The 24,188-nt window shown below is 54.7% G+C and carries 19 protein-coding genes; 17 read left to right on the top strand and 2 right to left on the bottom strand.

Annotated elements, in window-relative coordinates; translation table 11 throughout:
- Positions 1–26 precede the first annotated feature (26 nt).
- The 5 genes from F1379_RS03770 to holA all read left to right on the top strand — a co-directional run bounded on the left by F1379_RS03770 (position 27) and on the right by holA (position 4,550).
- Positions 27–668 carry a bifunctional 2-keto-4-hydroxyglutarate aldolase/2-keto-3-deoxy-6-phosphogluconate aldolase gene (locus tag F1379_RS03770; RefSeq protein WP_150266477.1) on the top strand — a complete coding sequence of 214 codons (642 nt, stop codon included), beginning with the start codon at positions 27–29 and terminating at the stop codon, positions 666–668.
- A gap of 269 nt (positions 669–937) precedes the next feature.
- Positions 938–1,180, top strand: a complete 243-nt coding sequence (locus tag F1379_RS03765) for a hypothetical protein (RefSeq protein WP_150266475.1) — start codon at positions 938–940, stop codon at positions 1,178–1,180.
- Positions 1,181–1,428: 248 nt separating this feature from the next.
- On the top strand, positions 1,429–1,977 hold the full coding sequence (locus tag F1379_RS03760; protein WP_150266473.1) for an RNA polymerase sigma factor: 549 nt from the start codon (positions 1,429–1,431) through the stop codon (positions 1,975–1,977).
- Positions 1,974–3,227, top strand: coding sequence for an anti-sigma factor family protein (locus F1379_RS03755; protein ID WP_150266471.1), 1,254 nt, complete (start codon positions 1,974–1,976; stop codon positions 3,225–3,227). Before F1379_RS03760 ends, F1379_RS03755 begins: the two co-directional genes overlap by 4 nt.
- A 300-nt stretch (positions 3,228–3,527) precedes the next feature.
- Positions 3,528–4,550 carry a DNA polymerase III subunit delta gene (holA, locus tag F1379_RS03750; protein ID WP_150266469.1) on the top strand — a complete coding sequence of 341 codons (1,023 nt, stop codon included), beginning with the start codon at positions 3,528–3,530 and terminating at the stop codon, positions 4,548–4,550.
- A gap of 186 nt (positions 4,551–4,736) precedes the next feature.
- Here the strand turns inward: holA and rpsT are convergent, their stop codons facing one another.
- Positions 4,737–5,009 carry a 30S ribosomal protein S20 gene (rpsT, locus tag F1379_RS03745; protein ID WP_150266467.1) on the bottom strand — a complete coding sequence of 91 codons (273 nt, stop codon included), beginning with the start codon at positions 5,007–5,009 and terminating at the stop codon, positions 4,737–4,739.
- Between the two features lie 273 nt (positions 5,010–5,282).
- On the opposite strand from rpsT, the gene gpr reads away from it, so the two are divergent.
- From gpr to dnaJ, 12 genes are all read left to right on the top strand, one after another.
- Positions 5,283–6,299 carry a GPR endopeptidase gene (gene gpr, locus F1379_RS03740; RefSeq protein ID WP_150266465.1) on the top strand — a complete coding sequence of 339 codons (1,017 nt, stop codon included), beginning with the start codon at positions 5,283–5,285 and terminating at the stop codon, positions 6,297–6,299.
- 168 nt (positions 6,300–6,467) lie between these two features.
- Positions 6,468–7,316: a helix-turn-helix domain-containing protein gene (locus F1379_RS03735; RefSeq protein ID WP_150266463.1), complete on the top strand. Its 849-nt coding sequence runs from the start codon at positions 6,468–6,470 to the stop codon at positions 7,314–7,316.
- A 48-nt stretch (positions 7,317–7,364) separates the two neighbouring features.
- Positions 7,365–8,687 carry a serine hydrolase domain-containing protein gene (locus F1379_RS03730; RefSeq protein ID WP_150266461.1) on the top strand — a complete coding sequence of 441 codons (1,323 nt, stop codon included), beginning with the start codon at positions 7,365–7,367 and terminating at the stop codon, positions 8,685–8,687.
- 173 nt (positions 8,688–8,860) lie between these two features.
- A complete protein-coding gene (locus F1379_RS03725; RefSeq protein WP_150266459.1) occupies positions 8,861–10,219 on the top strand; it encodes a stage II sporulation protein P in 1,359 nt (452 codons plus the stop codon).
- A gap of 55 nt (positions 10,220–10,274) precedes the next feature.
- Positions 10,275–10,781 carry a hypothetical protein gene (locus F1379_RS03720; protein ID WP_150266456.1) on the top strand — a complete coding sequence of 169 codons (507 nt, stop codon included), beginning with the start codon at positions 10,275–10,277 and terminating at the stop codon, positions 10,779–10,781.
- 98 nt (positions 10,782–10,879) lie between these two features.
- Entirely contained in the window at positions 10,880–12,694 is a 1,815-nt protein-coding gene (gene lepA / locus F1379_RS03715; protein ID WP_150266454.1) for a translation elongation factor 4, read from the top strand.
- Between the two features lie 91 nt (positions 12,695–12,785).
- Complete coding sequence (hemW, locus tag F1379_RS03710) at positions 12,786–13,958, top strand: radical SAM family heme chaperone HemW (RefSeq protein ID WP_150266451.1); 1,173 nt, start codon at positions 12,786–12,788, stop codon at positions 13,956–13,958.
- A 75-nt stretch (positions 13,959–14,033) separates the two neighbouring features.
- Entirely contained in the window at positions 14,034–14,543 is a 510-nt protein-coding gene (locus F1379_RS03705) for an N-acetyltransferase (protein ID WP_150266449.1), read from the top strand.
- A gap of 163 nt (positions 14,544–14,706) precedes the next feature.
- Positions 14,707–15,738 carry a heat-inducible transcriptional repressor HrcA gene (gene hrcA, locus F1379_RS03700; protein ID WP_150266447.1) on the top strand — a complete coding sequence of 344 codons (1,032 nt, stop codon included), beginning with the start codon at positions 14,707–14,709 and terminating at the stop codon, positions 15,736–15,738.
- A 71-nt stretch (positions 15,739–15,809) separates the two neighbouring features.
- Positions 15,810–16,403 carry a nucleotide exchange factor GrpE gene (gene grpE / locus F1379_RS03695; RefSeq protein ID WP_150266445.1) on the top strand — a complete coding sequence of 198 codons (594 nt, stop codon included), beginning with the start codon at positions 15,810–15,812 and terminating at the stop codon, positions 16,401–16,403.
- A 164-nt stretch (positions 16,404–16,567) separates the two neighbouring features.
- Complete coding sequence (gene dnaK, locus F1379_RS03690) at positions 16,568–18,406, top strand: molecular chaperone DnaK (protein ID WP_150266443.1); 1,839 nt, start codon at positions 16,568–16,570, stop codon at positions 18,404–18,406.
- Between the two features lie 123 nt (positions 18,407–18,529).
- Positions 18,530–19,654, top strand: a complete 1,125-nt coding sequence (gene dnaJ / locus F1379_RS03685; RefSeq protein ID WP_150266441.1) for a molecular chaperone DnaJ — start codon at positions 18,530–18,532, stop codon at positions 19,652–19,654.
- Positions 19,655–19,794: 140 nt separating this feature from the next.
- Here the strand turns inward: dnaJ and F1379_RS30510 are convergent, their stop codons facing one another.
- Positions 19,795–23,910 carry a S8 family serine peptidase gene (locus F1379_RS30510; protein ID WP_150266439.1) on the bottom strand — a complete coding sequence of 1,372 codons (4,116 nt, stop codon included), beginning with the start codon at positions 23,908–23,910 and terminating at the stop codon, positions 19,795–19,797.
- Positions 23,911–24,188 lie beyond the last annotated feature (278 nt).

The following is a 24,188-nucleotide window of genomic DNA, read 5'->3' as shown; positions in this document are numbered from 1 at the left end:
GAAAAGCAGGAGAGGATTGTTAAACGATGAAGAAATTAAAAGTGCTTGATAACCTGTTGTCTGTCGGTGTGGTGGCCGTTATCCGCGCGGATAATGCCGACGATGCCTACCGGATGTCTGTAGCCTGTATTGAAGGCGGACTGAACAACATTGAAGTCACCTTCACTACTCCGGATGCCGATGTTGCGATTAAACGGCTGGCCGCCGATTACGGCGATAAGGCAGTCATTGGCGCCGGCACGGTGCTCGATCCGCTGACCGCAAGAATTGCGATTCTGGCCGGTGCGGAGTTCGTGGTCAGCCCTTCTTTTGAAGAAGAGTCGGCCAAAATGTGCAATCTTTACGGCATTCCTTATATGCCCGGCTGCATGACGCTGAATGAAATGAAGGAAGCGCTGAAGCTGGGAGTTGACGTCCTGAAGCTGTTCCCGGGCAGTGCGTTTGGACCGGATTTCGTCAAAGCGGTCAAGGGGCCAATGCCGCATGTCAACATTATGCCTACAGGCGGCGTAGATCTGAATAATATGGACAAGTGGATCAAGAACGGCTGTATCGCGGTCGGAATCGGGGGCAACTTGACTGCGCCGGCCAAAGAAGGACGCTATGACCAGATTACCGAGCTGGCTGCACAATATGTGGCGAAGTTCAAGGAGATCAAGGGAGCGTAATTCAAGGAAAGCACAGCTGCGGCAACACAAGCATTACACATATAAATAAGAACACTGTGCCCCAGTCGGCGGGGCAACGGCTAACAGGCCGGCCAGATCTCTGGCCGGCCTGTTACCGTTAAGAGCAAAGCGGAATGTGCGGCTGCCTGCGGCTCTTGCCCGTCCTCTGCATATTTCTTCCGGAAAATGCCCAAGGCTAGGATACGAACTTAAGGATGCTCGATCCAGCGCAATCCTCAGGTGCAGGGCGTAGGCCGGAAGGAGCCGACATGACGGAACATAGCAGCGATCAGCGGAAACTAAGCCGGGCAGAGAACGAAGAGGAAGCGACGCATGTGCTGATTACCTCATCCGACCATGGCTGCAAAGTCACAGTGGGCCAAATATACCGGCTGGAACGGAATTACAATAATCCTCATTTATTCATGTACGGAGAAGGGTATGTATTAGATAACGAAGGTAAGGTGAATTTTGCCGTTATGCTTCTCTGCGGCTTGGAATTTCTTAAATAGAACCGCGGTGCCGGACCTGCTTACATTCTTGTAACTTATTTCTGCAAAAAGAGTATTTGAAGATTTCAATCCGCCCTTGTATGCTTAGGAAGGATTACGGACGCTTCCGCAGTGCAGTCTTGCTGAAACGGGAGAACGGATAAGACGTAACAAGTAAAGTTTGGTATGGTAAAAATAAGATTTTACAGGCTTGCAACAAATCCGCAGTCTTGCCCGTCAGTAAGATTGCATAGAGAGGGGGAACCTTCGTGGTGGAGCAGGGACTCATCAGAGCCGCTCAAGCGGGCGATCGCGACGCTCTAATCACCCTATTGCGAGAAATTGAAGGACATGTGTATAAGACGGCCTTCTACATTTTGCATAATGAACAGGATGCCCTGGATGCCTCACAGGAGGCGCTTATCCGGGTATATACCAAAATTGGCTCCTACGAGGAGAAGGCCCAGTTCAAGACCTGGGTGCAGCGGATCGTCACCAACATCTGCATCGACAAATTCAGAAGGACGAAGCCGACGGTCTCCATCGACGAGCATGAAATGGTATTTAAAGACAAAAGCAATGTGGAACGCGAGGTCATGTCCGGGTATTTGGCGGAGGATATCCGCGAGGCGATCGACCAGCTTCCCGAGCATCACCGGACGGTGGTCGTACTGCGTTATTTACAGGATTTATCTTACAACGAGATTGCGGATTGTCTGGACCTGCCGCTGAATACGGTGAAATCGTACCTGTTCCGGGCCAGGCAGCAGCTGCAAAATAGACTTCAGGAGTATCAGAAAGGTGGTGTATCGGGATGAATTGTGCGGAGGTGACAGAATGGATGCACCGCTATTTGGATCATGACCTCAGCCAGGAAGAGATGATTGAAATGTTTCGTCATATCGACGATTGTCCTTCCTGTGCGGAGACATTCGAACGGCTCACACTGCTCTCCAAGCAATTGGAAGAGCTTCCGGATGTCAAACCCCCTTTCAGTCTGGTCGATGCCATTATGCCGCGCTTGGACGAACTGGACCGTGAGAATGCGGTGCCGGTACAGCCGGCAGCGGCGGAAGAGAACCAGCCGGTGCCGATTGGCAGCCGCGCCGGACGCGGCAAATCCGTGCGCAAGAGATCGACGCTGGCCACGCGGACAGGCATCGGCGCCGTAGCGGCCGCGGTGCTGCTGCTGATTGCCGTTGTCCGGATGCCGGAGAGCATGCCGACTGCGGATACAGATAACGCATTGCAGTATTCTATGAATACGGCTTTGGAGAATAACGCGGTCGAACCGGAATTTACGGAGTCAACCGCCGATAGCAGCGAAATGGCAAAGATAAGCACGTTCAGCGGCGAGACAGACGGTACGGATGCAGGCAGCGATGCAGCGGATAGTGCCGCCGTTGACACGGGCGCAGCGGACCTGGCTGCGCCGACGGAGATGGCGACGCCGGCAACCGAAGTGCCTGCAGCGGATGCTACGCCGCGCACAACCAAGGCTCCGGCCAGGGCCAAGCAAGCGCCTCCGGTGAAATCGGGAAGCGGGGCGGCTACGGCTAAGCCGGAGCAAGACAATAACGCGGCCGCCAATGCACCTGCGGCAAATATGGAAGCCGCCGACGTTAATCCTGATCAGCGGGGCGATGAGCGGGCTAATCCTGCCAGTACGGAATTCGGAATTATGGGAATTCTGCCGGGACTGACCGCGTCTGATGAGCCTATGGCCTCCCCGGACGGGCGTTACGCCGCCGAACTCGAGCTGGCCGGGCAGCAACTGGTGATCTACAGCCTGCCCGCTGATGAAGCGGAGACGGAGCGGACAGCCGTCGCTACTCTTCCGTTGACCGGGGTGTGGGTCTCCGGCTCCTGGTCGGAGGACAGTCTGGAGTTCACTTATGTGACGGAAACGAACGGCGTGGAGAGCGCCAGCACATACAGCGTGCTGACAGGGGGAGCTGGTTCGCCATCCGTTGCCCCGGATGCTTCCGCACCGGGCGCAACGCCGTCTGCCGGCGCGAGTGCGACTCCGACTCCGGGGGCAACAGGCACTCCCGGCACCCATAAATAATCGGCAGGCCGAGGAACGTTTTGGCAGCCTGCGGAATATGCTGGTTAATGAAAGAAAAGGATAGAACTGCAAGTGTCTCATCGGTATGACCGGCGGCCGGAAAGTTTCTAGAGCTTCTCCTACCGTCGTTTATATAGATGCGCCGCCGAAACGGAGCAACTGCTTGGCACCCGCTGCCGCAGCTGCTCCGTTTTCTTGCGGGTGCATAACGGACGCCAAATGCTGCCTGCGGCTATGTTTGCAGGCTTTTTTTTGCTAGAATATTTAAATACGACTGAAGAACGAAGGGGAAGTTGCAGGATGGATGCCAAAGCGGCGGCTAAAGACATTAAACAAGGAAAGATATCCCCGCTGTATGTGCTGTACGGCACCGAAAAATTCCGGATGAATGAATTTGCGGCCTTTCTGGAGGAGCAGCTGATCGCCAAGGAGGACCGCGATTTCGCGGTTATTCCGTTTGACCTTGCAGAAACGCCGGTGCAGGCGGTAGTGGAGGAAGCAGAGACAGTACCGTTCATGGTAGAGCGCAAGCTGCTGCTGGTCAAGGATGCCTCCCTCTTTATGGCAGGCGGCAAAGAGAATGCCAGGCTGGAGCACCGGGTGGAGGCGCTGAGCGATTACCTGCAGCATCCCGCCGACTTCAGTGTCATTGTGTTTCTGGTGGCGGGCGACAAGCTGGATGAACGCAAAAAAATCGTTAAAGCGGCCAAAGCCGCCGGCACGGTACTGGCGTTCAATCCGCTTGGCGCGGAGGAGCTGCTGCGCTGGGTGGAGAAGGGCTTCCGTGACCGGGGGTGCAGCGCGGCCCCCGGTACGGCGGAGGCGCTGGTCGCCAGCGCCGGAACCGGGCTGCAGGGCTTGTCCGGAGAAATGGACAAGCTGAGCCTGTTCGCCGGACCCGGAGGCACGGTGGATACGGCGGCAGTGGAGAGCCTGGTGCACCGCGGAACCGAACAGAACGTGTTTAACCTGGTGGAGGATATTGCCAACCTGCGGCTGGACAAAGCCTTGGCGACGCTGTACGAGCTGCTGAAGCAGCGCGAGGAGCCGATCAAAATCGCCGCGCTGATTGCCCGCCAGTTCCGGATGATTCTGCAGGTTAAGGACCTGTCCGCCCAGAGCTACTCCCAAGGGCAGATTGCCTCACAGCTCGGCCTGCATCCCTATGCGGTCAAGCTGGCCGGTGAGCAGGGGCGCAAATTCGAGGGCCGGCGCTTGCGGCTTATCCTCAGTGAGCTGGCCGATCTGGATTACCAAATGAAGACCGGCGGAATCGACAAGGTACTGGGGCTGGAGATGTTCATGCTTCGCCTGGGCGCCTGATTCGGCCTGCAGCTCACAATACCAATAAGCCGGTTACCCCGCTGCAGCAGCAGGGAACCGGCTTATTTCAATTTCAGTACGTCTATCGGAAACGTATGATGACATAAAAAAACCCAACCGTATGCAGCATAACGGTCAGGTTCTTATGGTTGCTCAATATCATTGTCACTCTAAGGATTGGGCGGTTTACGCTTCAGCCTTCAGAGCGTTCAATTTCTTCGCCAAGCGGGATTTCTTGCGGGCAGCCGCATTTTTATGAATCAGGCCTTTGGTTACGGCCTTGTCCAGCTTCTTCGAAGCAGCTTGGAAAGCAGCTTGAGCAGTTTCAACTTCCGTTCCGGCCAGAGCAGTGTCGGCAGTCTTCACGGCAGTGCGGAGCGCAGATTTCTGGGAAGCGTTCAGTGCACGGCGTTTCTCGATCGTCTTCACACGTTTAACCGCGGATTTGATATTTGGCATTACATTCACCTCCTGAAAGACATTACAATCAGCTAATTCACAACTTAAAATATCTTAGCATGACCACCCGCAAAAAGCAAGACTTTAGCTTAAGAGAAAAACTGCCGGTTCCGCAGCTTTTGCACAGAAAAACTGCCAAAGCTGTATAAAGCGCCAGCATCTCTCGCACACTACCCGTGAACAGGCATGAGGCTCCGCAGCGGCTGAAGCTATTACCCAAGCTGATGTAGGGAATAGAGTGCTTAATAACTTTGGAGGAGGCTAAAGCGATCTATGGAACTGGACCTTCAGCTGTATTCAACACGGACGGATCTGGCGCTGGAAGCCAAGGAGATGGCCCAAGGGCCGCAGAAGACCCCGATTCCGGGTGTCAATGAAGAAGTGGACGAAGCGGATGGCATCAAGGTGACGCGGCTGGCTGTGGCCAATCATGCCGGTTCCCAGGCTATCGGGCGGGCCATCGGAAATTATGTCACCCTGGAGGTTCCGGGACTGCGAGGGGGGGACACGGGACTGGCGCAGCGGGTCTCCGAGGTGTTCGCCCGTGAATTTGAACAGTTTCTGGAGCGGATCGGCATCACCAAGGATTCCTCCGTACTGATTGTCGGCCTCGGCAACTGGAATGTCACACCGGACTCCCTGGGCCCGCTGGTGGTGGAGAATGCCCTGATAACCCGGCAGTTCTTCGAGCTGGTCCCCGAGCAGGTGTCTCCCGGCTACCGCAAGGTCAGCGCCATTGCCCCCGGCGTGCTGGGATTAACCGGCATTGAGTCGAGTGAGGTGGTGCAGGGGATCGTGGACCGCACGAAGCCTGATGCCATCATCGCCATTGACGCGCTGGCCTCCCGCTCATTGGAGCGGGTCAATACAACCATTCAAATTGCCGACATCGGCATCCATCCCGGCTCGGGGATCGGCAACAAGCGCCGCGGCCTGACCAGAGAGATTCTCGGCGTTCCCTGCATCGCCATCGGCGTTCCGACGGTATGCTATGCCTCGACAATCGTTAACAATGTGCTGGAAATGATGAAGAATCATTTTGGCCAGATCAATAATGGAAGCGGCGCTGCGCATACCAAAGAAATTATGGGTATGCTCGACGATATTTCCGAGCATGAGCGTCTGGCCCTCGTCAAAGAGGTGCTTGAGCCGCTGGGCCATGATCTCATCGTTACGCCTAAGGAAATCGACGAGTTCATTGAAGAGATTGCCAATATTGTCGCCAGCGGTCTGAACGCTGCACTGCATGATGCCGTGGACCCGGGCAACGTCGGTGCTTATACACATTAACCATGAAGTAGTAACGATCATAGCCTGCACCGGATGCCGTATAAGCGGCGGTGCGGGCTTTTTTGCCGTTCCTTGGGTTAGCTGCTTCATTCTATAAATGAATCACATCCGTAAAAGAGCAGTTGCAGTAGAATCATATACATAGATGTAAGAAGACCAGGAGGAGTTATGAAATCGTTATATACCCCGGTACAGTTCTACTCACCCGTGATCGATCCCGCAGCCGGTTACCGGGAATGGAAGCCGTGCAAGGCACTGGAGGATAGCATTTATTGCTATTGGTACATGCCCAGGTGCAGCGGCTTCGATCCGGCAAGGCTTCCGGCAGGCCGGCATGAAATGATTGCCCCTGACGGTTGTATCGACATCGTGCTGCGCATAGAGCCTTCAACCGCTGCAGAGTGCCTCATAGTGGGGACCTTAGAGCGGTCCCTCATGGCGGATTTGGAGGTGGCCAGGATGCAGACAGTGGGCATCCGTTTTTATCCGGGAGGACTGCAGCGGTTTCTGCGGGAGCCGGCCTGTCTTTTTACCAATCAGATCCGCAGTCTGGGGGAGGTCAGCCGGGCCTTTGCGGCGGAATTGCAGGAAGTGATCGGACTGAGCGGCTCTGCTCCAGAACGGATCCGGGGCCTGGAGCAGTATCTGCTCGGCAGATGGCAACGCAGCGATGTCCGGGATGCGGTGTTTCGGAATGCGCTGAACACTATTTATCTGGCCAAAGGCGATATCACCGTCAAGGAGCTCTCCCGCAGGGAATGCGTAAGCGAGAAGCAGTTGGGACGTATTTTCCGGGAGCACGCCGGTGTGGGCACTAAAACCTTCGCACGGATCATCCGCTTCCAGCATGCCCTTACGGCTCTCCATACCCCTGAGATCCGCACGCTCACCGACGCCGCGATTGGCGGAGGGTATTACGATCAGGCCCATTTCATCCATGAATTCAAAAGCTTCAGCGGCCTCCTCCCCTCTGATTACCGTGAGATGCTGCCGGGCTTGTCCGTTTTTTACAAGTAAGACGGTGCTTCATCCTTTTATAATCAGTTGTGTAAAGGAGGAGAGAAGATGGACAAGCTTCAAGCGGAACTGAAGCAGTATATGAGGGCTTGGGCGGAAGAGGGGCGGTTCAGCGGAAGTGTCATGGTGGCCCAAGGCGAATCTGTGCTTCTGCACGAAGGGTATGGCTACGCCAACCTGGAATTTTGTATCCCCAATACAGCCAGCACCAAATACAATATTGCCAGTGTGACTAAAATGTTCACGGCCGTAGCCGTTATGCAGCTGCATGAACAAGGAAATCTCGATCTTGAGGACTCCCTGGCCGAATATGTACCAGAGTATATACATGCGGGGGCGGTTACCCTGCATCATTTGCTGGCCTCTCTGTCCGGCATACCGGAATACACAGAGCTGCCTGAATACAATGTCAGAATCCCGCTTGCAGTAACGGAGATCCTGGCCTGGCTGAACCGGTATCCGCTGCAGGCTGAGCCGGGTACGCAGGTAGATAAAAGCAACTCCAACTATATTCTGCTGGCTATGGTCGTGGAGCGCGTGTCAGGGATGCCGCTGGAGGAATATTTCAAATGTATGCTGTTTGAGCCGCTCGGACTCACTTCTACAGGGGTCTGCTATAACGAAGATGTTATTCCCGGCAAAGCCTGCGGCTACTCGTATTCCGGCGAAGGTGCCGTGCGTGCGGAGTATTACGAGCAGACCGGTGCTTATGGCAGCGGATATCTGTATTCAAGTGCGGAGGATTTGCTGAAATGGGTCCGTGCCCTGGAGAACGGTGTTATTATCACCGCGGACTCCTACCGGAAGATGACAACACCCTATGGATACCTGTGGTATATGGAAGCTTCGAGCGGATACGGCTGCTTTGTCAAAAATAATCCGGCAGACGAAATGTTCATGGACGGCAACATCTACGGGTACACCTGTACCGTCCGCAGCCATAGCTGCCGGAACACAGTGTTCATTGTGCTCGGCAACAATGATGCCATTGCCATATCCAGACTGGTCCAGGGACTGCAGGCCATGGTGTTCGCCCAGCCAGTCAGCGGCCCGATCCGGCCGCAAACCATCGAAACCGCCGATTGCGAACGGTACAGGCATCTGACTGGGAAATATGTGTTCCCGCCGATGGACTGGAGCTTTACGATCAGCCTGGAAGATGGGCGGCTGCAGGTGGACCGCTTGTTTATCCAGAGGGCCAGACGGGAGAAATTCCGGCTGGGGCTTGTAGCGGAGGCTGAGGATTCAGTTACCTTTGCCTGCGAGGTATGCGACAGTACATATGTTTTTCGCAAAAACACCGCTGATCATGACTTCCAGGCAGACTACTTGTTCGACGCCTTAAAGCTTACCTATGTACGGACAATCTGACTTTCGCGATATGAAGTCTATTGCCTTGATCCCCCTCCCCGCTTTGCGGGGATTTTTTGTGCTGCTATATCGGGTCTATCTTTTTGCTGGATTTTATAGTTCTAGTATTCTCCTTCAGCTCATAGATTTGAAGTATAAGAGATTACAATGGGCTGGAGGAGGACATAACAATAATGAACAGAAAATGGTTTCAGCTATGGAATATGGCCCGGCTGCGGGACAAGCTGCTGGATGTCCTGTCGCTGGGAAGAACGCTGCTGCTGCTGGCCGGAGGTTCGCTTGTGTTTTTTATGCTGCTGGGTGCCGGCGGGGTCGCCGGACAGAAGCTGAATAGTTCGCCTGTTCCGTCGATGAAAGGGCTGGCCGCATCGCTCTCCAGCGGTTTTTTTATGGAGCTGCTGGGGATGGAGGTGCCGCATTTGCCCAAGGGCGAAGAGCCGTCATCCTTTTCTGCGCAAAATATATCCTCCTTCGCCTTCCGGCTGCTGACGAACATTGATCCGGAGAACCCGAAGAGCCTCCTCTCGCGCGAGGTGCCGGGAATGGCGGCGGATGATCCGTTTCTGCTGCGCAAAGGGTCGGGAGGCTCGGCAGGCGCTCCGGCCGATTATCATCCCGGACCGGACGAGCTGGCCGGTGATGTGCCGCCGGATAACGGCGGAAATGCAAGCGGGGGCGATACTGCGGATAAGCCGGAATCCACCCCCGCAGCGGATGCTCCGGTTGTCACTGCCCCGGCGGCTACCCAGGCTCCCGGAGGCGGCGGTGCGGAGTCCGGAGACCCCGGAGATCCAGGCAACGGGGCGATGAGCGCGCAGGATACTTCCATTAAACGGATTCTGATCTATCATTCGCATCCGCGCGAGGCGTATAATCCGCTGCTGGGCGCCACGAGCGACAATCCCAGCTCAGCCGTTCCCGGCAAAAACGTGATGCTGGTAGGTTCATATATTACGAAGCAACTGGAGAAGCACGGCATCGGAACCGTGCATATGCAGGAGGATTACGCTACTGAAGTGGCGGACTATAATTGGAATTTCTCTTATAAATATTCACGGATTACCGTTAAGGCCGCTATGGCGGCCAATAAAGAAATGGATGCGATGTTTGACATTCACCGGGACTCCCAGCGCCATGGCAAGACGACGGCAGTCATCGACGGCCAAAACTATGCGCAGGTCTATTTTATACTGGGACATGGCAACAAGGACTGGAAGAAAAATGAGGCCTTCGCGAATAAAATCCATCAGCGGCTGGAGAAGAGCTATCCCGGCTTGTCGCGCGGCATCTGGGGCAAGTCCTCGGGGAACGGGAACAACGGGGAGTACAACCAGTCATTGTCACCTAACAGTGTACTGATCGAGGTAGGCGGCATCGACAACACGGGCGAAGAGCTGAAGCGTACGGCCGAGGTGCTGGCCGATACGATTGCCGAAGTGTACTGGGAAAGCCAGGGGGCGCAGCAGGCTTCGGTCTCCGGCAAGACTGGCGGCGGCACAGCGGAGGCCGGAGAATCGTCCCCCGCTTCCTGAGTCTGGAACAAGCCGGCACGCAAATTAATATGTTAAATCACGGGAGGGACAGGCAATGTCGCGGATAGGCAGAAGATTGGCAATGGCCGGAATATGGGCGGGGATCGGGTTGTTGGTCGGTCTGCAGTTCGGGAGCGGCGGCACCGGAACGGCAGAAGCGGCATTGCCGGACTGGAAACGGATAAGCGGTGCATGGCAGAATGGGCTAAGCTCCGGAACACAGCAGCCGCCGGCCTCATCCGGACAGGCGGCCCAGAGTGAGCAAACAGGCTATCTGTATGTGCCAGTGGTGATTGATCCGGCGACAGGAGCCTATACCCTGGTTCCGGCCCGGCAGCAGAAGGAGTCCGGAGACAGCGGCAGCGCGCCGCAGAAACAGGATGCGCAGCAGGAGATTCCCGGCTACAGCACCATGAGTCCGGAGCAAATCCTTATTCCGGACAGTCAAAAGCCCACGGTGGATGTGCTGGCGGACAAGACTGCAGGACTCTTACAGCAGGTTTCGCAGAAGGGTATCCGCTGGGTGGTTTCCTTCTTTGACTCGGCGGAAGATCAGCAGTAGCGCATCGTGTAAAGGATTCCGGAAATGGCGGGATTGCTGGAGAAAGCTCGTACTGCTATAATAAGAGGATTAACATAGGCTGTCTGTGGGGGTAAGGAATGACTGACATTCAGAAAAGACAACAACAAATCCGCAATTTCTCGATTATTGCACATATAGACCACGGGAAGTCAACGCTTGCCGACCGTATCCTGGAATACACCGGGGCCTTGTCCTCGCGGGAGATGCAGGAGCAGGTGCTTGACCAGATGGATCTGGAGCGCGAGCGCGGAATCACCATCAAGCTGCAGGCTGTGCGGCTCACCTACCGCGCCGACGACGGTCAGGAGTATTTGCTGAACCTGATTGATACCCCGGGGCATGTGGACTTTACGTATGAAGTATCCCGCAGCTTGGCCGCCTGTGAAGGCGCGCTGCTGGTCGTGGACGCGGCGCAGGGAATTGAAGCCCAGACGCTGGCCAACGTGTACCTGGCACTGGACAACAACCTGGAAATCCTTCCGGTCATCAACAAGATTGACCTGCCGAGCGCCGACCCTGAGCGGGTGAAGCAGGAGATTGAGGATGTAATCGGGCTGGATGCCAGCGAAGCGGTTCTGGCTTCGGCCAAGGCCGGCATCGGAATCAAGGAGATCCTGGAGCAGGTCGTCAAGCAGGTGCCGGCGCCTACGGGCGATGCCGCAGCACCGCTCAAGGCATTGATCTTCGACTCCCATTACGATCCGTACAAGGGTGTTATCGTCTATGTGCGCGTCATCGACGGCAAGATCCGCGCCGGCTCCAAGATCAAGATGATGGCTACCGAGAAAGTGTTCGACGTCATCGAGGTCGGCGCCTTTATGCCGCGCATGAGCATCGTTGAAGAGCTGAACATCGGCGACGTCGGCTTCATCGTCGCCGGGATCAAGCATGTGGGCGATACCCGTGTAGGTGACACAGTGACGGATGCGAAGAATCCGACACCGGAGCCGCTTCCCGGCTACCGTAAGATTAACCCGATGGTATACTGCGGTCTCTATCCGATCGAGACCTCGGATTACAATGATCTGCGTGAAGCGCTGGAGAAGCTGCAGCTGAACGATGCTTCGCTCAGCTTTGAGCCGGAGAGCTCCAGCGCCCTTGGCTTCGGCTTCCGCTGCGGCTTCCTGGGTCTTCTGCACATGGAGATTATCCAGGAACGGATTGAGCGGGAGTTCAATCTGCCGCTGATCACAACCGCGCCAAGCGTAATTTACCGGATCCAGCTGACCAACGGCGAGACGCTCCAGATCGACAATCCGTCGAACTATCCGGAGCTCAGCACCATTGATTATGTGGAGGAGCCGTATGTAAAGGCTGCGATTATCGTTCCGAACGATTTTGTCGGCACTGTCATGGAGCTCTGCCAGAACAAACGCGGCGAGTTCATCAACATGGAGTATCTGGACACGAACCGGGTTACGATCACTTATGAAATTCCGCTTTCGGAAATCGTATACGACTTCTTCGATCAGCTCAAATCGGGCACGAAGGGGTATGCCTCGTTCGACTATGAAGTCTCCGGTTACCGCCAGTCGAATCTGGTGAAGATGGACATTCTGCTGAACGGTGAACAGGTGGACGCCCTGTCCTTCATTGTGCACCGTGACCGTGCCTACAACCGCGGCCGGATCATCTGCGAGAAGCTGCGCGGCATCATCCCGCGGCAGATGTTCGAGGTGCCGATCCAGGCATCGGTCGGTACGAAGATCGTCGCCCGCGAGACGGTTAAGGCGATGCGCAAGAACGTGCTCGCCAAATGCTACGGCGGCGACATCTCGCGTAAGCGGAAGCTGCTGGAGAAGCAGAAGGAAGGCAAGAAGCGCATGAAGCAGGTCGGCAGCGTGGAAGTGCCGCAGGAAGCGTTCATGGCGGTCCTGAAGATCGACGAATAAAGAGGACAATGAACACCAGTGCCTGACCTGAGGGAAGCCGCGAGGCTTCCCTTTTCTGGTCATCCCCATTTAGATAACAAAGGAGACAGCTATGATGAAACCTGACAATGGCCGTCCCCCGGAGGCCGTATATATTCATATCCCGTTTTGCACCAACAAGTGCTTTTATTGCGATTTCAATTCTTATGTACTGAAGGATCAGCCGGTCATGGAGTATTTGCAGGCGCTTGACCGCGAGATGGAGCTGACGGTACAAGAGACGCCGCCCGGCGTCATTAAGACGATCTTCGTCGGAGGCGGAACGCCAACGGTGCTGAAGCCGGATGAGATGGCCTACTTCCTGGCATCGGTCCGCAAGCATTTCCCGGACTGGGATGAGAATATCGAATTCTCAATGGAAGCTAACCCCGGAACCACGGATATCGACAAGCTAAAAGTTATGCAGGAGGGCGGCGTTAACCGGGTCAGCTTCGGCGTGCAGGCCTTCCAGAATGAGCTGCTGAGCGGGATCGGCCGGATTCACAATGTCGATGACGTGTACCGCAGTCTGGAGAATGCCCGTGCGGTGGGTCTGACCAACCTCTCGGTCGATCTGATGTTCGGACTGCCGAACCAGACGGTGGATATGCTCCGCGAGAGTGTACGGCGGGCGCTGGAGCTTGGGCTGCCGCATTACTCTATATACAGCCTGAAGGTGGAGGAGAATACCCTTTTCCACACCCTGTTCAACAAGAACAAGCTGCCGCTTCCGAGCGAAGAGGATGAACTGGAGATGTACCTGCTGCTGATGAACGAGATGGAAGCGGCGGGCTATATTCAATACGAGATCAGCAATTTCGCCAAGCCGGGCATGGAGAGCCGCCACAACATGACTTATTGGCGCAATGAGGATTATTATGGCCTGGGTGCCGGAGCGCATGGATATATAGGCCGGATGCGGCATATGAATATCAAGGGCGTTAATCCTTATAATGAGGCGACGCGCAGCGGGCTGCCGCGCCTGGATACGTTCGGGATCAGCGAGCAGGAGGCGATGGAGGACTTTATGATGGTCGGCCTGCGGATGCGTGAAGGGGTGTCGGAGCAGGCGTTCCGGGCGCAGTTCGGCAAACCGCTGCAGGAGATTTTTGGCGCGCCGCTGCATAAGATGCTGAAGGCGGGGCTGCTTGAACAGAGCGGCGGAATGTACCGGCTCAGCAAGCAGGGCATTCTGTTCGGAAACGATGTATTCGGGGAGTTTGTCGGCGCATTGACGGAAATTTAATTTTTAAAATAACCCTTGAATTGTAATTCACCCTGTTGTATATTTATTCATATTAATAACAAGGGGTGAGTCAGAGTGCTTGTCAAGACGGAAAGTGTCCGGAAGGAAGCTCCCAAGGGAGAATCGGCAGTCATTTGCAGAAAAGCTACAGTGGAGGATGTGGAGCCGCTGTACTTGATGATAGAGGAGTATGCAGAACGCGGAATTATGCTTCCCCGTTCTAGGCAAGCGCTGACCCGCCAGATCGACCAGTTCGTCGTTGCCGAAATTGGCGGCAGATTCGTCGGCTGCGGCTCGCTGTTCAGACTCGGTGCTGATCTGGTGGAAGTCCGTTCCATTGGCCTGCGGGATGAAGGCAAGGGCAAGGGCGTCGGCTCGAAGATTCTGGAGCTCCTGACTGAAGAAGCCCGCCGTCAAGGGATTCCGAAGATTATGGCCTTGACCTATGCGGTGGATTTCTTTCTGAGAAACGGTTTTACCGTCGTGGAGAAGGAGATTTTCCCGGAGAAGGTCTGGACCGATTGTGTGAATTGCAAAAAGCAGCACGCCTGCGATGAAATTGCCGTACTCAAGATGCTTCAATAACATACCGGGATTTAACCGGATAAACACATAGAAAACGCGTTCAAATGCTGAACTGATCTTGACAATGTCAACGTCAGTTTGGTATTTTTGTATTAGCGGTTAGCACTCATCTGGATAGAGTGCTAACGAATCGGAGGACCAGAGCCGGATAGGAGGGAATAACATGTTAACCGAACGCCAAAGAATGATACTTAATGCGATCGTGGATGATTATATTTCTTCCGCCGAGCCTGTTGGCTCGCGCAGCATCTCTAAGCGCGGGGATGTAGGATACAGTCCTGCAACCATCCGCAATGAGATGGCTGATCTGGAGGAATTAGGCTTTCTCGAGCAGCCCCATACATCGGCGGGAAGAATTCCTTCCCATAAAGGCTACCGCTATTATGTAGATCATCTGTTGCCGTGGAGTTCCACCAATCCGGCTGAAATCGGCGCGATCCGCGCTTTTTTCGCTGATAAGCTGAACCAGACGGAGCAGGTGGTCCAGCATGCGGCGATGATCCTTTCCAATATGACGAACTATACTTCCATCCTGCTGGGACCGGAGGTTTTTCATACTTCCTTGCGCCATTTTCAGCTCTTGCCGCTGGACGGCAATCATGCCGTAGCGATTATCGTAACGAGCACGGGGCAGGTGGAGAACCGGACGGTACAGATTCCGCCCGAAATTTCCGTCTCCGAGATGGAGAAGGTTGTGAATCTGCTGAACAGCAAGCTGGTCAACGTGCCGCTGTATAAGCTGAAGAGCCGGCTCTACTCCGAGCTTGCCGAAGAGATGCAGCGCCATATATCCCACTATGAAGAATTGATGAAGGTGCTGGACACGGCGCTTGAGAGCGACCATGAACAGCGCATCTACCTCAGCGGGGCCACGAATATGCTCACCCAGCCGGAGTTCAAGGACGTTGACAAGGTGAAGACCATTCTGGATTTGCTGGAGGAAACGCCGACGCTGCTGAAGATGCTGACTCCGGCTTCCGAAGGCACGGGTATACAGGTGCGGATCGGGACGGAGAATAAGCATGAGGCCTTTGCCAACTGCAGTCTGATTACGGCCACCTATTCGCTGGACGGCAAGGCGCTGGGCAGCATCGGCATTCTGGGTCCGACGCGGATGGAGTATGCGCGTGTAATCGGCATCCTGGGTGTCCTTTCCCGGGATTTGACAGCGATGCTGGCACACTGGTATAAGTGAACATAGTGATTATTACATGAAGTGGATGTTTTCAAAGAATGTGTGGATGATTACAAGGAGGTGAACACAACTTGAAAGAGGAACAGGTTCAAGATACCCAAGAAATTAAAGATCAGGTTATACATGAAGAGCAGGCTGCCGAAGAGGTTGAAGGCGCTGCTGACGCTGCGGCAGAAGCAGCCGGTTCGGAAGAGCCGGGTGAAGCTGCAGGCGGCGGTGAGGCCGCCAGAAAGCTCCAGCAGCTGGCCGATGAATATCAGACGCGTGCACTGCGTGTACAGGCTGACTTCGATAACTTCCGCCGGCGTACCCAGAAGGAGAAGGAGGAACTGGCGCAATATGCCACCTCCAAGCTCGTCACCGAATTGCTTCCGGTACTGGACAATTTCGAACGCGCCATCGCTACAGCTCCCACCGGTTCTGATGCCGAGGCGTTCGGCAAGGGCGTAAATATGATTTTCCGCCAATTGGAAGGGGTATTGAAGTCTGAAGGGCTTGTGGCTATGGAGACGGTAGGACAGCCGTTTAACCCTGAATTTCATCAGGCGATCATGCAGGTGGAGAGCGAGGAGCATGAGGAAGGCATCGTGACGGAAGAAGTCCAGAAGGGCTATTTCCTGAAGGATAAAGTGCTTCGTCCCGCCATGGTTAAAGTCAGCATGTAGTCTGTTCATATAGCCAGGCAGAATCAGCCGCCATATGGAGAGATCCAGCCGCATTTGTATGAGGCCGGACGATTTCCTGCGCGGGTACTTACGATACTATTATCACGCAATGCATATAACAGGAGCCGCGGGCTCCGGACAATTATCTGAGGAGGCACATTACAGTGAGCAAAGTTATTGGTATTGACCTTGGAACAACCAACTCTTGCGTTGCCGTTATGGAAGGCGGCGAAGCTGTTGTAATTCCAAACCCTGAGGGTGCGCGCACAACCCCTTCGGTGGTAGGCTTCAAGAAAGACGGCGAACGCATTGTCGGCGAAACGGCGAAGCGTCAGGCCATCACGAACCCTGACCGGACAATCAGCTCGATCAAGCGCCATATGGGTACCGGCCATAAAGAAAGCATCGACAGCAAGGATTATTCCCCTCAGGAAATCTCGGCGATGATTCTGCAGAAGCTGAAATCCGATGCCGAAGCTTATCTCGGCCAACCGGTAACCCAGGCGGTTATTACCGTACCGGCTTACTTCAATGACGGACAACGTCAGGCAACCAAGGATGCAGGCAAGATTGCCGGTCTGGAAGTGCTGCGTATCGTCAACGAGCCTACTGCGGCTGCTCTGGCTTATGGTCTGGAGAAATCCGAAGACCAGACAATTCTGGTCTATGACCTTGGCGGCGGTACATTCGACGTTTCGATTCTTGAGCTGGGCGACGGCTTCTTCGAAGTAAAAGCTACAAGCGGCGACAACCGTCTCGGCGGCGACGACTTCGACCAGAAGGTTATCGATCACCTCGTAGCCGAATTCAAGAAAGAACAGGGCATCGACCTGAGCAAGGACAAGGCAGCTGTTCAACGTTTGAAGGATGCTGCAGAAAAAGCGAAGAAAGAGCTCTCCGGCGTGCTGACCACGACGGTATCCCTGCCGTTCATCACCGTAGTAGACGGCGTTCCACAGCATCTTGAGGTCAACCTGACCCGTGCGAAATTCGACGAGCTGACTGCTGATCTGGTTGAACGCACGCTTGGACCTACCCGTCAAGCGCTGAACGATGCCGGCATGACTCCTGCCGACCTGGACAAGATTGTTCTGGTAGGGGGTTCTACCCGTATTCCAGCCGTACAGGAAGCGATTAAGAAGCTGACCGGCAAAGACCCGCATAAGGGTGTTAACCCGGATGAGGTTGTCGCTTTGGGCGCCGCTGTCCAAGCAGGCGTACTGACCGGTGACGTCAAGGATGTGGTCCTGCTCGACGTGACTCCGCTGTCCCTGGGTATCGAAACCGCAGGCGGTGTGTTCACGAAGATGATCGAACGCAACACGACGATTCCTACCAGCAAATCGCAGGTGTTCTCGACCTTTGCCGACAACCAGCCAAGCGTAGAAATCCACGTGCTGCAGGGTGAACGCCAAATGGCGAACGGCAACAAGACGCTGGGACGCTTCATGCTGAACGACATTCCGCCGGCACCGCGCGGTGTACCGCAAATCGAAGTTACCTTTGATATCGATGCCAACGGTATCGTTAACGTATCTGCTACGGACAAAGGCACAGGCAAGAGCCAGAAGATCACCATCACTTCTTCCAGCGGCCTCAGCGATGCCGAAGTGGAACAAATGATGAAGGATGCCGAGCTGCATGCCGAAGAAGACCGCAAGCGCAAGGAACTGGTGGAAGCCAAGAACTCCGCCGACCAGCTCGTATACTCCACGGACAAAGTGATCAAGGATCTCGGCGACAAGGTGGACGCTTCCGAAATCGAGAAAGCCAACGCCGCCAAGGATAAGGTGAAGGCTGCGCTGGAAACCGACGACCTGGAGCAGATCAACGCCGCTGTGGAAGAGCTGAACGGAATCGTACAGCAGCTGTCCGTGAAGCTGTATGAGCAAGCTGCACAGGCAGAGCAGGGTGCTGAAGGAGCTCAAGGAGCTGCCGAAGGCGCGAAGAAAGACAATGTTGTGGACGCCGACTACGAGGTTGTTGACGACGAGAAGAAGTAAGGGTAACCTTAAGCGATAAGCTGCATTTTGTAAAAGGGAAGGTCAAACCCGGGGCATCCCGTGTTTTGACCTCCCTTTTAAAATGTCAGGGGAACCATCAGTTGATGTGCGGAGGTGAAGACAGTGGCAGATAAACGCGATTATTATGAGGTCCTGGGTGTCGGCAAGGACGCATCCGACGACGAGATCAAGAAGGCGTACCGCAAGCTGGCGCGCCAGTACCATCCGGACGTCAACAAGGCCAGCGATGCGGAGGCGAAGTTCAAGGAAGTGAAGGAAGCCTACGACGTGCTGAGTGACGGCCAGCAGCGTGCCCGGTATGACCAATACGGGCATATTGACCCGAACCAGGGAATGGGCGGATTTGGCAGCGGAGGCGGCGATTTCGGCGGCCTTGGCGATATTTTCGATATGTTCTTTGGTGGCGGCGGAGGCCGCCGCGATCCGAATGCGCCGCAGCGAGGCGGCGATTTGCAGTATACGATGACCATTGAATTCAAGGAAGCGGTGTTCGGCAAAGAGACCGACATTACCATTCCGCGCACGGAGACCTGCGACACCTGCTTCGGCTCCGGAGCAAAGCCCGGCACCAAGCCGGAGACCTGCTCGGTATGCCGCGGCAGCGGCCAGCAGGAATTCGTACAGAATACGCCGCTCGGACAAATGCGCAATCGCCGTCCGTGCTCCAATTGCAGCGGCACAGGCAAGATTATCAAGGAGAAATGCGGCACCTGCGGCGGCAACGGCAAGGTTAAGCGCCAGCGCAAGATTCATGTACGCATTCCGGCCGGTGTGGACGACGGAGCACAAATGCGTCTCAGCGGCGAAGGCGAAAGCGGTACACGCGGCGGCCCGGCCGGCGATCTGTATATTGTGTTCCGTGTGAAGAGCCATGACTTCTTCGTCCGCGAGGGCGACGATATTATGTGCGAGGTTCCGCTTACCTTTGCCCAGGCAGCGCTCGGTGATGAAATTGAGATCCCGACGCTGACCGAGAAGGTGAAGCTGCGCATTCCGGCCGGCACACAGACCGGCACTTACTTCCGCCTGAAAGGCAAAGGCGTACCCCGCCTGCGCGGAACGGGCACAGGTGACCAGCATGTGCAGGTAATTGTAGTAACTCCAAGCAAGCTGAGTGATGAACAAAAGGACCTGCTGCGTCAGTTCGCCTCTTATGACGGTGAAGAGACCCATGAACAGGAACAATCCTTCTTCGACCGTGTAAAGCGGGCGTTTCGCGGGGACTGATTCATAACGGAAAGATTGCAACGACAAAAAGGATCGTGTACAGCCGTTTGGCCGTACACGATCCTTTTTGTTGTGTTCATTCAAGTCTACCCGGCTCCGGATGAACCGGAGTCGGAGCCGGGTAGGAACTTAGTGAAGGCTTATTCGATTAGACCCGCCTTGCTCAGCAATGCGTAGAGAGCAGCAGCGGCAGCCTCACGGGTTGCCGGAGCGGTCGGATTGAAGCTGTTGCCCTGGTCTGCGCTGACAATGCCTGCGGCAGACAGGATCTGCAGGCTGTCCTTGGCATAAGGTGCAATCTTCGCGCTGTCTGCATACGTTGTGAAGGACGGATTAGCTGCCTTCAGCTCGGTACCGGTCAGCTTCAGCGCTCTGTCCAGAATCACCGCCAGCTCTTGGCGTGTTACATTCTGGGTCGGTGCAAATTTACCGTTACCGATACCCAGAATGAGTCCGGCCTTGGAGGCAGCGGCTACATCCCCGGCGTACCAGGCGGACGCACTTACGTCGCTGAAGGTTACTTTGGCTTCAGTGCGCAGACCCAGTGCACGGGTCAGCAGTGCGGTGAATTCTGCACGGGTCAGGTTGCTCTTCGGCGCGAAGGTGGTGGCCGAAGTGCCCTGGATAATCAGCTTGTTGGCCAGAGCCTGGATTGCGGCAGCCGAACTCGAGGCTGCGATATCCGTGAAGGCTGCAGCCGGTTTACTTACAGCGGCATAAGTCGAGAAGCCCGGACGGGTTACAGTTACCAGTGTTGTGCCATCCGCTTGCGGCTTGAACACGGAAGCTACCGGAGTAACCACACCGTTCTCTTCAAACAGTACGCCGGCGGTTTGCGGTTTAACTTCTCCCGGTACCGTGAAGCTGCGCGGAATGAAGACATTGGTTGGAACCTCGAGATATGTGCTGCTTGTAGCCGTTGTCCAGGAAGCCTCGAATGATACCGGAGTGCCAATTACAGTGGAGCCGGTAACGCTTGCTGTCAGGCTCGCTGCAGCGTTAGTTGCTTGTTTGAGGTCCAGCTTGAAGTTCCCGCCTGCAGGCGCTTTAGCCAGCAGGGATACCGGCAATGCTACGGAAGAACCGTCAACGCTGACGATAATCTGGCTGTCGCTGTGAATAGCCGACAGCTGAGCCACTTGAGAAGCACTCAGTACCAGCTCGGCTGACTTGCCGGTTGTTGAAGCCAGCGAGATAATGACAGCGGTCTTCGTGTTCGCGGCATTGGCCAGTGCAGTCTTCAGATCATTGTCGGAGACGCTGATCGTTGTAACTCCATCCTTCAATGTAGTTGCAGGTGTAACAGAAACCTGCTGTGCTCCTTCTTCTACAAGTGCTGCAGCGCCGGCTGGAGCAGCAGGAGCAGGAACGGCACCACCGCCGCCGCCGGTTCCCCCGTTGCCGGAGACAGGTACATTGCTGTCAATGAAGCGGAACGAAGTGTAGGTGACATAATACGGATCTTCGTCCGGATCGACTTTAACAGGTGTTTTAGAGTTATCTCCCACAGTGGCGGCCAGCACTTGAAGCTTGTAAATGCCGTCGGTCAACGCAGCGGATACCGGTTGGCCGCTGGCGTCCAGAATCGGATCTCCGTTCTCATCATAAGGATGATACGTTGCGCCGATAACGGTGGAATATTTGCCCGGCTTGAAGTATTCGGTGGCGGAAGCGGTGGCTTCGGCTTTGAAGTAGCCTTTGGTCACATCATCCATGCCAACCAGATCCACTTCATAATAGTTCACTTCATCGGCTTTTAACTGGAAATTGAGGGTACTAAATGCATCTTTGTAGACGATCGGATTGCTGATCACGGCTTCCTGAACGCCGGTACCCTGATCCGGTTGCTGTGCAACTGTGTCGACATGAACTGTAAACGGCAGATGCAGCGTCGGTTGACCCGCAGCCTTCAGGACTACGTTGCCTTGGTAGGCCTCTTCAGGGCTGGCATCGGCGGATACGTTAACCTTCAGGTTAAAGGCCTGTGTTCCATAGGCCGCAGCGGTTACGGTTTGTGTATCGAGAGTTGCCGTAACCTCATCATTTCCATAGTTCCATTCTACAGAAGCGGAGTAAGTCAGCTCGCTGTTGCTTACATTCTTGAGCTGCAGCGTCTTGCTTGCTTCTGAGCCCGGCAGCAGTACGCCGAAGCCGGTGGAAGGGTTATAGTTGACTACATCCTTCCAGGCATAGCTTTCGTCCAGAATGCGGATATTCTCCACAGCCTGCAGCAGCGCAGGTGTCAGAATGGCATTCTCGACATTGGCCCGGCCTGTACCTTGATAGTAGAGATCCTCCGGATCTCCGTTGTACAGCAATTCTTGTGCAGTATTTCCAAGAGCTGCCCGGATATCAAACGGAGTATATTCCGGGTGGGCTTGCTTGATCAGCAGCGCCAGGCCTGCGATATGCGGCGTAGCCATACTGGTACCTTGAATACGGTTCAGGGCTTCGCTGTAATCGCCGCCGTATGCCGGCCATGTGGAGAGTACGGCAACGCCCGGAGCTGTAATGTCCGGCTTGATGCTCAGGTTGGCATCCACATTCGGGCCGGCGGAGGAGAACGAGGCTACGGTGTCGCCGGCAGTAGCCTTAGGATCATACGTCTTGTCAAAGGTGAAGTATACTTCATCGCTTTCGCTGGCAAGAATGGCTTTCGCTAATTCGCGCCCTTCTTTACCCTTGATGTCAAAGGCCGGAATGCTTTGATAGGTGTCTCCCAGAATGCTGCCGATATAACCTGTGCGGTCTTCGACATCTAGATTGGCTTCTTTATGCGATTTGCCATCGGGTCCAGTTACCGTTTTGAAGTTTCCGTTGAAAATTACGATGGCTTTAGCACCTTTATTCTTGGCGATGGCTATCTTGTCGGCAAAGGCCAGATCGCCGCGGGACACCAGAACGACAGAATCTGTGATGTCGCCCTCAGGGTAGTCCTCTTCCGCACCCAAGTCGGCATAAACTACCTTTACTGGCTCGGTGCCGATAATATCAGCGAAGTTATCCTTGTCAAGTTCATAAGACATAACGTTAAAAGGATGGTACGTATCGTACGTTACCGATGTAACGGAGTTTGCAATCTCCGCTTTAAATTTGCCGGTGAACCAATCGAGCGGACTATCGACCGCACCGACGGAAATTGCCAGCTGGGATACCGCAGGCGAACCGAGTGTGAAGTAGTCAGGACCGTTGTTGCCGTTGGCAATGACGGCTACTACGCCGGACAATACGGCATTGTTAATGGCAATGCTGTCCGGAGAGTTGACATCCTTCTCGCTGTCGGAACCAAGCGACAGGTTAATGACATCCATGCCGTCCTGAACTGCGCGCTCGATACCGTCGATAACTTGTGCCGAGGACCCGGAGGAAGTGGCTGGATTGTCAAGGTTACGGCCAAGCACCTTATAGGCGTACAGATCGGCACCCGGTGCGACGCCCTTCTGGGACGTTTCAAAGGTCTGCGTGTATTGGCCAATAATAGTTCCGGCTACATGCGTCCCGTGATAAGTTCCGTTATAACCAACTTTGTAAGGATCCTTGTCGGGGGTCAGCGGTACTTCTTCATAAGGATCATTGTCCTGATAGAAGGAATCGTATCCGCCTTTATAGGCAGCCTTAATATCCGGGTGCTTGTAATCCACCCCGGTATCAATGACGCCTACCTTCAGCCCCTCGCCTGTGTAGCCGTTATCCCAGGCCCAGGTCGCGTGAATCTGCTGAAGCGGCGCGATGTCGTTAGTGTAAGTAGCCTCGGTTACCGTCTCGTAAGGCAGCGTATACCAGGTGCTGTTCGGATAAATGGAGGTAACACCGGAGATTTTCGCCAGTTCAGGTATCTTGTTAGCGGGCACAGTCACTTCAAAACCGTTAAGAACGGTATCATATTGATAGTTGACGGTGAGGTCGATCCCTTTCTTCTCTGCAGTGCTCAGTACCGATTCCTGCTGGCTCTTTACGGTCGCTTCGGTAGCCGTCTTGGCCAGGGAGGACAAGCCCTGCTTAGCAGCATATTGGCCGAAGGCAGCCGGCTGGCCGCTAAGCTGTACGATAACGCGGACATCCTTTGCAGAGCTGGTGTCGATCTGAGGAGAGATAAAAGATGATTTCGCGCTTTGCGATAAGGAATTCAATTCGATGGTCGATAATGGCGATTGCAAGCTTTGGGCGGCAAAGGCCGACCCTGGAACCAAGCCGGCCGTTACGCCGAGCGACAAGGTTATGATGGAAAGCTTGCGAGGTAGTTTATTCCACTCCAAATGTAATCCCCTCCATGTATGTTTGTGTTCATCCCCATTTTTCCGACCGCCGACGGCTGCTTCCGGATTCTCCTTTTCTACTAATCCTCTTAATTTCCGTCTAATCTAGTAGGAAAAATATTAAGAAGATTTTACCACCGGTAAAATGTAAAATCCACTCCCAAATCATCATTATTTTGAAATAGTTTAAGAAAGGTAACATCAACTTATCAATTTACTGGTTCTTTTAGCATATAAGAGGGTCGAAAGAGTAAGACTTGAGATGGGAAAAACGCTTC

This window comes from Paenibacillus tepidiphilus, assembly GCF_008635795.1.
Lineage (GTDB): Bacteria > Bacillota > Bacilli > Paenibacillales > Paenibacillaceae > Paenibacillus_AQ > Paenibacillus_AQ tepidiphilus.
This window is presented reverse-complemented; position numbering and strand designations above follow the sequence as displayed.

Bases quoted from the DNA above. Each gene is read 5' to 3' on its own strand.
- hemW (WP_150266451.1), top strand. From the start codon at position 12,786: ATGATGAAACCTGACAATGGCCGTCCCCCGGAGGCCGTATATATTCAT.
- rpsT (WP_150266467.1), bottom strand. From the start codon at position 5,009: ATGCCAAATATCAAATCCGCGGTTAAACGTGTGAAGACGATCGAGAAA.
- F1379_RS03755 (WP_150266471.1), top strand. From the start codon at position 1,974: ATGAATTGTGCGGAGGTGACAGAATGGATGCACCGCTATTTGGATCAT.
- gpr (WP_150266465.1), top strand. From the start codon at position 5,283: ATGGAACTGGACCTTCAGCTGTATTCAACACGGACGGATCTGGCGCTG.
- lepA (WP_150266454.1), top strand. From the start codon at position 10,880: ATGACTGACATTCAGAAAAGACAACAACAAATCCGCAATTTCTCGATT.
- F1379_RS03765 (WP_150266475.1), top strand. From the start codon at position 938: ATGACGGAACATAGCAGCGATCAGCGGAAACTAAGCCGGGCAGAGAAC.
- F1379_RS03725 (WP_150266459.1), top strand. From the start codon at position 8,861: ATGAACAGAAAATGGTTTCAGCTATGGAATATGGCCCGGCTGCGGGAC.
- F1379_RS03720 (WP_150266456.1), top strand. From the start codon at position 10,275: ATGTCGCGGATAGGCAGAAGATTGGCAATGGCCGGAATATGGGCGGGG.
- holA (WP_150266469.1), top strand. From the start codon at position 3,528: ATGGATGCCAAAGCGGCGGCTAAAGACATTAAACAAGGAAAGATATCC.
- F1379_RS03735 (WP_150266463.1), top strand. From the start codon at position 6,468: ATGAAATCGTTATATACCCCGGTACAGTTCTACTCACCCGTGATCGAT.
- F1379_RS03730 (WP_150266461.1), top strand. From the start codon at position 7,365: ATGGACAAGCTTCAAGCGGAACTGAAGCAGTATATGAGGGCTTGGGCG.
- F1379_RS03770 (WP_150266477.1), top strand. From the start codon at position 27: ATGAAGAAATTAAAAGTGCTTGATAACCTGTTGTCTGTCGGTGTGGTG.
- hrcA (WP_150266447.1), top strand. From the start codon at position 14,707: ATGTTAACCGAACGCCAAAGAATGATACTTAATGCGATCGTGGATGAT.